At 62.8% G+C, this 12,856-nt stretch carries 10 protein-coding genes; 8 read left to right on the forward strand and 2 right to left on the reverse strand.

Going from position 1 to position 12,856, the window contains the following annotated elements; genetic code table 11:
- Window positions 1–22: 22 nt before the first annotated feature.
- Together GKC28_RS01725 and GKC28_RS01730 are read right to left on the reverse strand one after the other, a co-directional pair.
- A complete protein-coding gene (locus GKC28_RS01725; RefSeq protein WP_174144804.1) occupies window positions 23–2,293 on the reverse strand; it encodes a mechanosensitive ion channel family protein in 2,271 nt (756 codons plus the stop codon).
- 376 nt (window positions 2,294–2,669) lie between these two features.
- Window positions 2,670–3,575, reverse strand: coding sequence for a LysR family transcriptional regulator (locus tag GKC28_RS01730; RefSeq protein ID WP_174144805.1), 906 nt, complete (start codon window positions 3,573–3,575; stop codon window positions 2,670–2,672).
- A 169-nt stretch (window positions 3,576–3,744) separates the two neighbouring features.
- Here GKC28_RS01730 and GKC28_RS01735 point away from each other — a divergent pair, with 169 nt between their 5' ends.
- The 8 genes from GKC28_RS01735 (at window position 3,745) to GKC28_RS01770 (ending at window position 12,803) form a co-directional block, all read left to right on the forward strand.
- A complete protein-coding gene (locus GKC28_RS01735) occupies window positions 3,745–7,164 on the forward strand; it encodes an indolepyruvate ferredoxin oxidoreductase family protein (protein ID WP_174144806.1) in 3,420 nt (1,139 codons plus the stop codon).
- A gap of 347 nt (window positions 7,165–7,511) precedes the next feature.
- Window positions 7,512–7,988 carry a dimethylsulfonioproprionate lyase family protein gene (locus GKC28_RS01740; protein WP_254604115.1) on the forward strand — a complete coding sequence of 159 codons (477 nt, stop codon included), beginning with the start codon at window positions 7,512–7,514 and terminating at the stop codon, window positions 7,986–7,988.
- A 119-nt stretch (window positions 7,989–8,107) separates the two neighbouring features.
- A complete protein-coding gene (locus GKC28_RS01745) occupies window positions 8,108–8,986 on the forward strand; it encodes a lysophospholipid acyltransferase family protein (protein WP_174144808.1) in 879 nt (292 codons plus the stop codon).
- 9 nt (window positions 8,987–8,995) lie between these two features.
- Entirely contained in the window at window positions 8,996–9,805 is an 810-nt protein-coding gene (murI, locus tag GKC28_RS01750; RefSeq protein WP_174144809.1) for a glutamate racemase, read from the forward strand.
- A gap of 113 nt (window positions 9,806–9,918) precedes the next feature.
- Entirely contained in the window at window positions 9,919–10,947 is a 1,029-nt protein-coding gene (argC, locus tag GKC28_RS01755) for an N-acetyl-gamma-glutamyl-phosphate reductase (protein ID WP_174144810.1), read from the forward strand.
- A gap of 38 nt (window positions 10,948–10,985) precedes the next feature.
- The gene (ccmE, locus tag GKC28_RS01760) at window positions 10,986–11,429 is read left to right on the forward strand and encodes a cytochrome c maturation protein CcmE (protein ID WP_174144811.1); all 444 of its coding nucleotides are present in this window, start codon (window positions 10,986–10,988) and stop codon (window positions 11,427–11,429) included.
- 196 nt (window positions 11,430–11,625) lie between these two features.
- A complete protein-coding gene (locus tag GKC28_RS01765) occupies window positions 11,626–12,237 on the forward strand; it encodes a holin-associated N-acetylmuramidase (protein WP_174144812.1) in 612 nt (203 codons plus the stop codon).
- Entirely contained in the window at window positions 12,228–12,803 is a 576-nt protein-coding gene (locus GKC28_RS01770; RefSeq protein ID WP_174144813.1) for a holin family protein, read from the forward strand. Before GKC28_RS01765 ends, GKC28_RS01770 begins: the two co-directional genes overlap by 10 nt.
- Window positions 12,804–12,856 lie beyond the last annotated feature (53 nt).

The raw sequence follows: 12,856 nt of genomic DNA on the forward strand, positions 1-12,856 counted from the left end.
TCTGGCGGCGCGGCACAGGGGATTACTTCTTCTGCCCGGCACCGCCCTCGGTCCCCTCAGCCGCCTGCTGTTGCGCGACGCTGCCGGCGGCAGCGGCCACGGCGGCCTTTTCGGAGTCGTTCAGCTGGTCCGTGTCGTCCAGCCCCGGGATCGCCACCCGGACCTCGCGGCGGGCAAAGTCGATGCCGTTCTCGGCAAAGGCCGCCTTCACCCGGTTGTAGATCTCCTTGCGGATGGTGAACTGGGTGCCCGGCTTGGCCATGAACTTGCCGCGGATGATCATCCCGACGTCATCAAAGTCGAAGACACCCTGGCTTTTGAACGGCTGCAGGAAATCGTCCTTGTACAGCTCATCCTCCAGCATCGAGGCGCCGATCTTCTTGAATATCTTCTTCACTTTGTTGGGATCGGTATCAAACGGCACAGTGAAGCGTAGCTTCATGATCACCCAGTCGCGGCTGTAATTCGTCAGTTTGGGGATTTCGCCATAGGGGATGGTATTGATCGGCCCTCGGTGGTGGCGCAGCTGCATTGAGCGGATCGAAATCTTCTCGACGGTGCCGCGGGTGCCTTCAACCTCGACGTATTCGCCGACCCGGAAGGCATCATCGACCAGGAAGAAGATGCCGGAAACCACGTCCGATACCAGCTTCTGCGCGCCAAAACCGATGGCGAGTCCCAAAATACCAGCTCCGGCAAGAAGCGGCGTGATATCGATGCCCAGCGCGCCGACAGCCAGCAGGCCGAATATCACCACGATGGCGATCTGGGCGGTGACCAGCAATAACGGAAGCACGGTTGCCAGCCGCGATCCGCCCGCGCCGCCGCCTTCGCCGCCGGCCTCGGCCTCTTCACCGGAAGTCTGTTCCTTGGCTAGCCGACGGTTGATCCACAGCGACACGCCCTCATAGACCACATAGCCCACCGCGACGGTCATCAGGCAGCCGATGATATTGCCGGCGATGCCTTCGGCACCGGTCGCAATATCCATCAGATCCACATCCCAGGCATTGGAAATGATCACAAGCACAATGCCCGCCACCAATACACGGCCGATCCGGATATAGCTGCGTTTGGTCGATTTATAGGCTTCAGCCGCCAGCCGGCCTTCGCCGGACATCGGAGGCACCAGATGTTTGACCAACCCGCGAATGGCGGTGTCCAGCGCCGGCGCGGCCAGCAGCCAGAACATGGTGACATAGTGGGCGCCGTGGATCAGCTGCGCCACCTTGCCGAGACCGACGAGCGTTCCGACCACCACCCATGTCAGTGCTGCGACGGCCATCGCGAAGTAGGGGTAATAATGTGCCGCCACCTCGTCATAACGGGTGCTGTCCGGGTCGGTGCCGCGCATCATGTCGGTCAGCCCTTCGCGCGCGGTCCATGCGATCCAGATGATGTAGACATAGACCAGGCTGTCCAGCCAGTAGGCCAGACGGATCGACTCCGGCGGCACACCGTTAACGGTGTTGAAGTTGACCGAGAAAATGGTCAGCCCGGCAAGGAATATCAGGCCGATGGTGTGCAGATGCAGGAAATCCGCCCAGCGGTCGCTGGCGTTGACCAGCCGCCGGTCCGGCCGTTCCGGCGCCATGATGAAGCGGGACACGGCCGCACCCACCCGCGGCATCCAGATCAGATAGGTGACCATCGGTGCCGCAAACTGCAGCATCTGCGCGTCCAGCAAACTTCGGCCCACCGCACGGATCACGAGGTAAAATACCACCAGGCCGATCATCTCGCGCAGGAACCGGCGGCCCAGAAAGCTCAGCGCCCCTGCCAGCGTGTCCGCTTCGCCACTGACTGCTTCAAGGTTGCGCCAGCGCGCAATCAGCTTGCGCACCGCAAACTCCGCGGCCAGCCCGATGGCGAGTGTCAGGGCAATCAGGCCCAGCATTTTCAAAACACCGCCCAGACCGCCGTGTTTTTGCACAAAGTTACTGATCGCCCGCGCCTGGCCCTCCGGAAGCACCGGCAGTTTACGCGCCGCATCAGTTACCGGCAGCGTGAAGGCAGTCCACAGCCGCACCACCCGCCCGGTCAGGGTTGGCGGCGCCGCTTCGCTTTCTTGGCGGGCCGCCACGGCGTCCAGCCTTTCAAGCAGCAGCGCCCGCACCTGGTCGTCGGACATCCGGGCAACCATCTCGTGAATGGCATCCTCGGTCAGCGGATCAGGCAGGGCAGGCGCCTCGCTGTTCTGCGCCATGGCCGGCGCCTGTAAGACTGCCCCAAGAACCAGAACTGTCAAAATTACGCTGAAAATGCGGGCGAAGTGATGAAAAATAAACGTCATCGGAACCTCCTGGGCCAGGAAATCTGGCTGGGTGCGGGTAACCTCTGTCCCAGTTGAACCGATGAGTTGTATTCAGGTCAAAGGAAAATGGCTTTCTCCGCAGCGCGTTAGTCAGCAGCTGGCAGCCGTATGGCCAAAAAAAAGGCCGAGCACTAAGCTCGGCCGAAGTCCAACAGGGAGGTATGAAGGGGGGCGAAGCCGCCGCCTTCATGAGGATCATTTAGGGTGATGAAGGGCACCCTTCAAGAGGATTAACGCCAATTCAGCATCAATGCTGCTATGCGATTTTTGCATGGCTGGCGATTGCGTTTGCGGCGGACAGTCTCAGCAGCCGTGAAGCAGCCACAAAAACGGAAAGCCAGACAGGTCCGGGAGTTCAGAGTTTGCCCAGTTCCTTCATGTGCTTGCGGTGGGCCATGATCTCGCTTTGAACAAAATCCCGGAAAGCACCGACGCGCTGGGAATGGCGCAGTTCCTCGGGGTAGGCGAGGTAGACCGGAACTTCGTTCTGGACCTCTTCGGTCAGCACTTCGACCAGCTGCGGGAATTCTTCTGTCACATAGTCAGGCAGAATACCGATGCCCAGATTATGCAGCACCCCCTGCAGCACCCCGAAGTAATTGTTCACGGTCAGCAGCGAACCGGGGTTCAGTGCCATCAGCTTCTTGCCCAGAACAGCAGCCGACCCCACCTGGGCTGAGCGCTGGTTCTGGCAAATCAGACGGTGATTGGAAATATCCTCTGACGTTTCCAGGTTGCCGTGCTTCTCCAGGTATGAGGGTGTCGCATAGAGTCCCATCCGAACCGTCATCAGCCGCTTGCGCACCAGATCAGCTTGGCTTGGCTCCTTCATGCGGATCGCCACATCAGCCTCGCGCATGGGCAGGTCCAGCACCCGTTCCTCCAGCATCAGGTCGATCTTGAGGTTGGGGTACTGCTCATACAGCTTGGTCAGCCGCGGTGCCAGCCACAAGGTGCCAAAGCCGACGGTGGTGGTGACGCGCAACTCGCCGAACACTTCCTCCTCGCTGTCGCGGATGCGGGCAGAGGCCGCCTCCAGCCGCGCGGACATGGATTGAGTGGCGTCAAACAGCAGTTCGCCCTGCTCGGTGAGAATCAGTCCGCGCGCATGGCGGTGGAAAAGCGTCGCATTGAGGCTCTCTTCCAGTGCGCGGATCTGGCGGCTGACCGCCGATTGGGACAGATTCAGCTTGTCACCCGCATGGGTCAGGCTGCCCGCATCGGCCACTGCGTGAAATATTCTGAGCTTATCCCAATCCATATGTGTTACTTTCTGTCCGTTCGGGGCCGACTGTATGAAATCTTAGTTATGTATCAGTTTTCGCGGCGCAAGCGAGCAAAATCGAAAAAAATGCGGCTATTCAGGTCAGTATTTATGACCTATTCTTGACGGCAGAAAGTGCAAGCTAATCCCGGTTGAGGAGGCCACGATGAGCACGCCGAAAATCACTCTGAACGACAAATACGATCTGACCAAGTCGCCCGTGCTGCTGAACGGCACCCAGGCGCTGGTTCGGCTGATGCTGATGCAGAAGCATCGCGATAAGGCGGCGGGTCTCAACACCGCCGGGCTTGTCACCGGTTACCGCGGGTCCCCGCTGGGGGCAGTGGATCTGCAGATGTCCCGCGCCGAAAAACAGCTGAATGAGGCTGACGTCACCTTTCAGTACGGCTTGAACGAGGACCTTGCTGTAACCGCCCTGTGGGGTGCCCAGCAGGCTGAGGTGCGCGGCGAAGGAAAGTATGACGGCGTCTTTGGCCTGTGGTACGGCAAGGGGCCGGGCGTTGACCGTTCCGGTGATGCGATCCGCCACGCCAACATGGCCGGTTCCTCCAAACACGGCGGCGTGCTGCTGGCAATGGGCGACGACCACACCGGCGAAAGCTCCACCGTGCTGCACCAGTCGGAATGGTCGCTGCTGGACTGCTACCTGCCGATCGTCAGCCCGGCGGGCGTGCAGGAGATCCTGGATTACGGCATTTACGGCTATGCGCTCAGCCGGTTCTCCGGCCTTTGGGTCGGCCTCAAGACCATGAAGGATACCATCGAGGTGACCTCGGTTGTCGATGCCCGCCCCGAACGGATGCAGCTGGTCACCCCGGACTTCGACATGCCGGCCGACGGGCTCAACATCCGCCTGGATGACGACCGCTTCCGCCAGGAAAACCGCATCATCGACTACAAGCGCTTTGCGGCAGAGGCGTTCAGCCATGCCAACAAGATGGACAAGCGCATGTGGGGCAAGCCCGGCGCCAAGATCGGTTTTGTGGCCGCGGGCAAGAACTGGCTCGACCTGGTGCATGCGCTGAAACTCTTGAACATCGACGAGAACATGGCTGAACGGCTAGGTATCACCACCTACAAGGTGGGCCAGACCTGGCCAATGGACATGAAGGGCTTCAACGACTGGGCAGAGGGCCTGGACCTGATCGTCGTGGTCGAGGAAAAGCGCAAGCTGATCGAGATTCAGATCAAGGAAGCGATCTTTGACAACCGCCGCGGCCGCCGGGTGTACGGCTGGTACAAGGGCGGCGCCGGCGGCATGCACCGCGACGAGCTGTTCCCGACGAAATACGCCCTGGACCCGATCATGATCGCCGAGAAACTGGGGGGAATCCTGATCGAGGAAGGCCGCGAGACCGAGGCGATCCGGGCCGGCTTGGAAGCACTGGCGGAGGCGCGCCGCGCGGACAACGCCGAGGAAATCGCCACCCGTCTGCCATACTTCTGCTCCGGCTGCCCGCACAATTCCTCCACCCGCCTGCCGGACGGCTCCCGCGCTTATGCGGGCATCGGCTGCCACTTCATGGTGCAGTGGATGGACCGTGAGACCACCGGCTTCACCCATATGGGAGGCGAAGGCGTCAACTGGGTGGGCGAGGCGCCGTTCTCCACCCGCAAGCATGTGTTCCAGAATCTGGGCGACGGTACGTACAACCACTCCGGCGTGCAGGCAATCCGCGCAGCACTCGCCGAAGGCACGAACATCACCTACAAGATCCTCTTCAATGATGCTGTGGCGATGACCGGCGGCCAGCAGGCCGAGGGCGGGCTGACCGCGCAGCAGATCGCGCATGAGCTGAAGGCGATGGGCGTCAAGACCATGGCGGTCGTCTATGACGGGAAGGAAGACGTGGACGCCTCCCTGTTCCCGGCTGGCATGCGGATGCATGAACGCGCCGAGATGATGAAAATCCAGCGCGAGTTCGAGCAGGTCGAAGGCGTTTCCGCCATCATCTACATCCAGACCTGCGCCGCCGAAAAGCGCCGCCGCCGAAAAAAGGGCCAGTTCCCGGATCCGGATCAGCGGGTGTTCATCAACACCGACGTCTGCGAAGGCTGCGGCGATTGCGGGGTGCAGTCGAACTGCGTCTCCATTGTGCCCAAGGACACCGAACTGGGCCGCAAGCGCGCCATCGACCAGTCCTCCTGTAACAAGGACTTCTCCTGCCTCAACGGCTTCTGCCCGTCCTTTGTGACCGTTGAAGGCGCCAAGATCCGCAAGGAAGCAACCGCCGACATCGACCTGCCGCATCTGCCGAAACCGGAACTGCCCGCGATTGACGGCACCCATAACGTGGTGATCACCGGCGTCGGCGGCACCGGCGTTGTGACCATCGGCGCGGTGCTGGCGCAGGCGGCGCAGATCGACGGCATGGGCGCCGGGCTGATGGAAATGGCCGGCCTCGCCCAGAAGGGCGGCGCGGTGCATATCCACTGCCGGATTGCCAACAACCCGGAGGACATCTCAGCGATCCGCGTCGCTACCGGCGAGGCGCATGCGCTGATCGGCGGCGACCTGGTGGTCAGCGCCGGCGCCAAGACCCTGGGCCTGACCACCTCCGGCCAGACCGGCGCAGTTGTGAACAGCCACGAGATCATCACCGGCGAATTCACCAAGAACACCGAGTTCAAGGTGCCGGTCGATCGTCTGGAACTGGCGCTGCAGGCGCGTCTGCGCGACCGGCTGGACCTGTTCGATGCCTCCGAGCTGGCCCGCGCCACCATGGGCGACTCGATCTTCTCGAACATGATGGTGTTCGGCGGCGCCTGGCAGAAGGGGCTGGTCCCGGTCAGCCACGAGGCGATCGAACAGGCGATCGAGATGAACGGCGCCGCGGTGGAGCGCAACAAGCGCGCCTTCGACATCGGCCGCTGGGCGGTGCTGCACCCGGAAGAGGCCGCCAAGCTGATCCAGCCCAAGGCCGCGGCGGCGCCGAAGACGCTGGACGAGAAAATCGCCTTCCGCGCCGATCACCTGGTGGCCTACCAGGGCAAGGGGCTGGCGAAACGCTATAACAAGCTCGTTGACGGAATCAGCGATCCCGCGCTGAAGGAAGCCGTGGCAAAGGGGTACCACAAGCTCCTGGCCTACAAGGACGAATACGAGGTTGCCCGTCTGCTGCTCGACAGCCGCGCTAAGGCGGAGGCGGAGTTCGAGGGCGACCTGAAGCTCTCGTACCACCTGGCTCCGCCGATGCTGGGCGGAACCGATCCGAACGGCCGCCCGAAAAAACGCAAGTTCGGCGCAAGCATGGTTCGCGGCTTCCGCCTTCTGGCTAAGCTGAAAAGTCTGCGCGGCACACCGCTGGACATCTTCGGCTATACCGAGGAACGCAAGATGGAGCGCGCGCTGATCAAGCAATATGAGGCGGACATGAAGGAATGGCTGCCCAAGGCCGCGCCTGAAATCATGGAGCCGCTCATCGCACTCGCTGAACTGCCGCTGCAGATCCGCGGCTTTGGCCCGGTAAAGATGGAGAACGAGCAGAAGGCCGCCAAGCGCCGTGAGGAACTGCTGGCAGCCCTGCGCCAGGGCGGCGTGCCGCTGAAACAGGCGGCAGAGTAATACAGGGTAGGGCGGCGCACTCCCGCCCGCCTTGATCCTTTCAAGGAAAGGCCCAAGTCAGTTGGGCCCGGCGCCGCGCTGACGCGCGGCGTTTGCCGTTTCGCCTGCAAATTTTCCCTCCATGGTCGTTTCTGGCGCATTTTTCAGCGATTTCAGCGCGCGGATAGACGCGCCGCCGCTAGGCTCGGCCCGGATTGCATGTCCTCGCTGCACCGGAAAGGAGCCGCCCGATGTCCCTCTCTCAGGCCTTGCAGGCCGCCCGTGATCTGCACACAAAACTACCCGCCTTGAGGGAGTTCGCGCCTTGGCCCAGTGATCTTGAGCCCGCCGCGCTGGGACCCGTGACGATGCCTGCGCAAGACCAGGTGGCGGGGTTCACCCAGCAAGGCACGGCTGAGACCCAGCCCTTGATCGATGCGCTGCACACCGCGGCAGGCGAGGCGCATTGGACGCAAACCTACACCGAGGCCGAGGTGGGCGCGCATTTCCTGCAGAACTACGGCTATTTCGAGCTGTTCGGACCGACCGGCCATTTCCGCAGCACCCAGCTGCGCGGCTATATCGCCTATTGGGGCGCCGGGCTGAAATACGACTGGCACAGCCACGAGGCCGAGGAACTCTATGTGGTGCTCGGCGGCGGGGCGCAGTTCCTGACCGAAGAGAATGAGAGCTGGCTGGGCGCGGGCGACACGCGTCTGCATGGCGGCTGGCAGCCGCATGCGATGAATACCGAAGCTGAGCCGATCCTGACTTATGTCCTGTGGCGTGGTGCCGGGCTCACCGGCCTGCCGCTGATGGGCGGCTCGCGGGAAGTTGCGGCCTAGGCAGGAAACGGCCCTGAACGGCCGTTTCCCGCAAGGCGTCACAACGCTGTCACAGATCTGTTGCATAGAGCGCTGCCGGCCTTATCTGGCCGGGTAACACCAGACGGAGACCCGCCCAGATGCAGGCACAGCGCCATCTTGCCCGCGACATTTCCTACGCCCATTCCGCCTCGACCCGTGCCGGACGCGCGGTGATCCGGCTGATGGAGAATTCTACCGGCCGGCTGAACCTGATCCGCCGCGCCGCCGGGTATGAGCAGGAAGTTGCGGCGGGCCGCAACTTCTGGACCGTGATGGCAGAGCGCTACGGGCTGACACTGGATATCGCCGGCGGCGCGCTGAGCAATATCCCGCTGGACAAGCCGGTGATCCTTATCGCCAACCACCCCTACGGTATCCTCGACGGGCTGATGATGGGGCACATCCTGGCCGAAACCCGCGGCGACTTCCGCATTCTGGCGAACCAAGTGTTCCGCCGGGCGGAAGACCTGAACAAGGTGGTCCTGCCGGTGGATTTTGCGAAGACGAAGGAAGCCATGCGCACCAACCTGGAGACCCGCAAGGAAGCGCTCAGCTATCTGGGGCAGGGCGACGCCATCGGCATTTTTCCGGGCGGCACCGTCTCTACCGCCGCGCGTCCCTTGGGGCATCCGATGGATCCCGGCTGGCGCGGCTTCACTGCCCGGATGATTGCCAAGTCCGATGCGGTGGTGGTGCCGGTGTTCTTTGACGGCCACACCTCGCGCCTGTTCCAGATCGCCAGCCACCTGCACGCGACCCTGCGCATGGGACTGTTGATCCAGGAGTTCCGCAAGCGTGTCGACACCCCGGTCCGGGTGGTGATCGGCGAGCCCATTGGCCGCGGCGTTCTGGCGCCGCTGGCGGGTGATACAAAAGCCCTTATGGATTTCTTGCGCAAAGCCACGTATGAGCTTTCTCCAGAACCTCTCAAATCCTATGCGTACGGGTTTGAGTTCGAAGAGAAACACCGCGCGTGAGAAGGCGACATGGCTGTAGGCATCTTTGATTCAGGCCTGGGCGGGCTGACCGTCCTGGAGGCGGCGCAAAAGCGCCTGCCGGATGTGGATTTCCTCTATTTCGGCGACAACGCCCGTGCGCCCTATGGCGTACGCGACGCGGAGGATGTGTATCAGCTGACCAAATCCGCGGTTGCCGACATGTGGGACAAGGGCTGCGATCTGGTGATCCTGGCCTGCAACACCGCCTCAGCCGCCGCGCTGCGCCGGATGCAGGAGGGCGGGCTGCCCGCAGGCAAGCGGGTGCTGGGCGTCTTTGTGCCGCTCATCGAGGCGCTGACCGAACGGCAGTGGGGCGACAACTCGCCGCCGCGCGAGGTGGAGGTGAAGCACGTCGCGCTGTTTGCCACCCCGGCCACCGTCGCCAGCCGCGCTTTCCAGCGGGAATTGGCATTCCGCGCCATCGGCGTTGATGTCGAGGCGCAGGCCTGCGGCGGCGTTGTCGATGCGATCGAGGACGGCGATATGATCCTGGCCGAAGCGCTGGTGCGCTCCCACGTCGATGCGCTGAAACGCAAGATGCCGCATCCGGAGGCCGCGATCCTCGGCTGCACCCATTACCCTCTGATGGAACAGACCTTTCAGGAGGCGCTGGGGCCGGACGTCAAGGTCTTCAGCCAGGGCAGCCTGGTGGCCGACAGCCTGGCGGATTACCTGCAGCGGCATCCAAACATGTACGGAAATGGCGGCGGCGGGTTCTTTACCACCGGCAACCCGGGCCGCGTCAGCGACCGCGCGACCCAGTTCCTCCGACGGGAAATCACCTTTCAGGCAGCCTGACAGCATCCGCCCGGAACCTTGTTCCAGGTCAAAGTGCGCGGGCGCAGTTTTCCCTATTTCTCTCCGCAGATGGCTGCGGAACCGGCATATCACATCGAAAGACGAGGTCTGACATGACCCATAAAGTGGCTATCCTTGGCGCTTCCGGCTACACCGGCGCCGAACTGGTGCGGCTGATCGCCCAGCACCCGAACATCGAGATCGCAGCGCTCTCCGCCGACCGCAAGGCCGGTATGACCATGGCCGAAGTGTTCCCGCACCTGCGCCATATGGAGCTGCCGGTGCTGTGCAAGATCGACGAGATCGACTTTGCGGGTATCGACCTCTGCTTCTGCGCTCTGCCGCACAAGACCAGCCAGGAAGTGATCGCGGCACTGCCGAATGATCTGAAAATCGTCGATCTGTCGGCGGACTTCCGGCTGCGCGACCCGGCCGAATACGAGAAATGGTACGGCAACCCCCACGCCGCGCTGGAGCAGCAGGAAGAAGCGGTTTACGGCCTCACCGAGTTTTACCGGGAAGAAATCAAGGCCGCGCGCCTCGTGGCTGGCACCGGCTGCAACGCTGCCACCGGCCAGTTTGCCCTGCGGCCGCTGATCGCGGCAGGCGTTATCGACCTGGACGAGATCATCCTGGACCTGAAATGCGCTGTCTCCGGCGCCGGCCGCTCGCTCAAGGAAAACCTGCTACATGCGGAGCTGAGCGAGGGCTACAACGCCTATGCGATCGGCGGCACCCACCGGCACCTGGGCGAGTTTGACCAGGAATTCAGCAAAATCGCCGGCCGCCCAGTCAAGGTGCAGTTCACCCCACATCTGCTGCCCGCCAACCGCGGCATCCTGGCCACCGTCTATGTCAAGGGCGATGCGCAGGCCATTCACGAGACCTTTGCCAAGGCCTATGCCGATGAGCCCTTCATCGAGCTTCTGCCGTTTGGCGAGGCGCCGAGCACCCATCATGTGCGCGGCTCGAACTTCTGCCATATCGGTGTTGCGCAGGACCGGATCGAAGGCCGCGCCATCGTCTTTGCGGCACTGGATAACCTGACAAAAGGAAGCAGCGGCCAGGCCTTGCAGAACGCAAACCTGATGTTAGGTGAGGAAGAGACCGAGGGCCTGATGATGGCGCCACTGTTCCCGTAACCGGGGCGGCGCTGAATTGGGCCTGAATAGAGGACACCATGAAGAATCTGAAGAAACAGCGCCGTATCCAGGTCATCGCGGTTGCCGCGGTGGCCCTGATCGTGGCCACCGCCCTGATCGGTTATGCCATGCGGGACGGGATCAACTACTTCCGCTCGCCCAGTCAGGTGGCCGAAGCGCCGCCGAAACCGTCCGAGGTGTTCCGCATCGGCGGGCTGGTGGCCGAAGGCTCGCTGCAGCGCGGCCAGGGCGAGACCGTGCGCTTTGCCGTCACCGACGGCGGCGCCACGGTTCAGGTGGCCTACACCGGCGTTCTGCCCGACCTGTTTGAGGAGAACCAGGGCATGGTCGGCACCGGAAGCTACGTGAACGGCGTGTTCGAAGCCACTGAAATCCTGGCAAAACACGACGAAACCTACATGCCCAAGGAAGTCATGGATGCGCTGAAGGAGCAGGGGGTTTATCAGGAGCCCGAGACCTGATCTTTGCAGTCGGCACAGAGCGCTGCCGCCCCAAAGACGCCTCCCTTCCGGGGGGCGTTTTGCGTTGGGCCGGGCGCCGCGCGATGCGCGGCGCGGCAGCGCCTTGCGGGGGTGTTGCGTACCCTGCGTACGGTGGTGTCAGGGGATCTTAGCGTCTGTTCGTCAGTATGACCCAAACCTGAAGTGGTGAGGTGACATGCTGACAGTAACTGAGATTGCAGAACAGATCGTGGCGCGCGAAGGCGGTTTTGTGAATGATCCGGATGATCCGGGCGGCGCCACCAAACACGGGGTGACCGTTGGCACAATGCGGCGGCTGGGGCTGGATCTCACCGGCGACGGGACAGTCGGGGTTGAAGACGTCAGGGAGCTGAATCGCAGGCAGGCGGTGGAGATTTTCACGCGCCATTATTTCGAAGCCCCCCGGATTGCCAGCCTGCCGGCCTGTCTGCACGCAACAGTGTTCGACATGTACGTAAATGCCGGCAGCAATGCGGTGCGTATCCTGCAGCGCTTGCTGCGGGATATGGGGTTTGCCGTTACCGTGGATGGCGCCATCGGACCGCAGACCGCCTCCGCGGCAGAGCAGGCGGCCTTGGTTGACGCTGACGGCCTGCGCGACGCTTACGGAATTGCCCGCCGCAATTACTATTTCCGCCTGGCGGACCGCCGCGCCGCCAGCCGCAAATTCGCCCGCGCCCGCGACGGCACCAAGGGCGGCTGGATCAAACGGGCGGAGGAATTCATCTCAGCCCAGTACCACCTCAGCCGCCAGGCGTTTCAGCGGAGGACGGCGGCATGGGGCTGATCACCGATGTCTTTGCGTTGCTTTTTGGAAGCCCGCGCAATGCCTTGCAGGAAACTGTTGAGATATTCCGGGAAAACGCCGAAGCCAGTGCAGAACGGGCACATGAGATGCAGGGTGCCGCGCTGAGCCAGCTGGCAGCCGAATTCCAATACGGCGGCAAAAGCCGGTTTGACCGGTTCATGGATGGCGTGAACAGGCTGCCGCGTCCCTTGCTGGCACTTGGAACTCTTGCGCTGATGGCGACAGCCTTGTCGGATCCGGTCTGGTTTGCTGCAAGAATGCAAGGGCTGGCGCTGGTGCCGGAGCCACTGTGGTGGCTCTTGGGCGTCATCGTCTCCTTCTACTTCGGCGCGCGCCACCAGATGAAAAGCCAGGAGTTCCAGCAGGGGCTGGCCGCCAGCATGGCACGGGCGCCGCAGGTGGCCCGCAACATCGCAGCGCTGGAAAGCGTGCGGGCAGACTCGCCTGCCGCCGCCGCTACTGGCACCGATGCCGCTGCCCGGCTGGACGCCACCGAAACGGAGGTCAACCCGGCCTTGCGGGCCTGGAAAGCCCGCCGCGGCTGATCACAATTTGCCCTCTGCGGCGGCGTGGCGCGGCGTTTACCATTGGCCCTCCC

Origin of the sequence: Leisingera sp. ANG59, assembly GCF_013317235.1 — a bacterium.
Taxonomy (GTDB): Bacteria; Pseudomonadota; Alphaproteobacteria; order Rhodobacterales; family Rhodobacteraceae; genus Leisingera.

Excerpts from the sequence above, each read along its gene's own strand:
- GKC28_RS01730 (WP_174144805.1), bottom strand. The coding sequence starts at position 3,575 with ATGGATTGGGATAAGCTCAGAATATTTCACGCAGTGGCCGATGCGGGC.
- ccmE (WP_174144811.1), top strand. The coding sequence starts at position 10,986 with ATGAAGAATCTGAAGAAACAGCGCCGTATCCAGGTCATCGCGGTTGCC.
- GKC28_RS01770 (WP_174144813.1), top strand. The coding sequence starts at position 12,228 with ATGGGGCTGATCACCGATGTCTTTGCGTTGCTTTTTGGAAGCCCGCGC.
- GKC28_RS01725 (WP_174144804.1), bottom strand. The coding sequence starts at position 2,293 with ATGACGTTTATTTTTCATCACTTCGCCCGCATTTTCAGCGTAATTTTG.
- GKC28_RS01740 (WP_254604115.1), top strand. The coding sequence starts at position 7,512 with ATGCCTGCGCAAGACCAGGTGGCGGGGTTCACCCAGCAAGGCACGGCT.
- GKC28_RS01745 (WP_174144808.1), top strand. The coding sequence starts at position 8,108 with ATGCAGGCACAGCGCCATCTTGCCCGCGACATTTCCTACGCCCATTCC.
- murI (WP_174144809.1), top strand. The coding sequence starts at position 8,996 with ATGGCTGTAGGCATCTTTGATTCAGGCCTGGGCGGGCTGACCGTCCTG.
- GKC28_RS01765 (WP_174144812.1), top strand. The coding sequence starts at position 11,626 with ATGCTGACAGTAACTGAGATTGCAGAACAGATCGTGGCGCGCGAAGGC.
- GKC28_RS01735 (WP_174144806.1), top strand. The coding sequence starts at position 3,745 with ATGAGCACGCCGAAAATCACTCTGAACGACAAATACGATCTGACCAAG.
- argC (WP_174144810.1), top strand. The coding sequence starts at position 9,919 with ATGACCCATAAAGTGGCTATCCTTGGCGCTTCCGGCTACACCGGCGCC.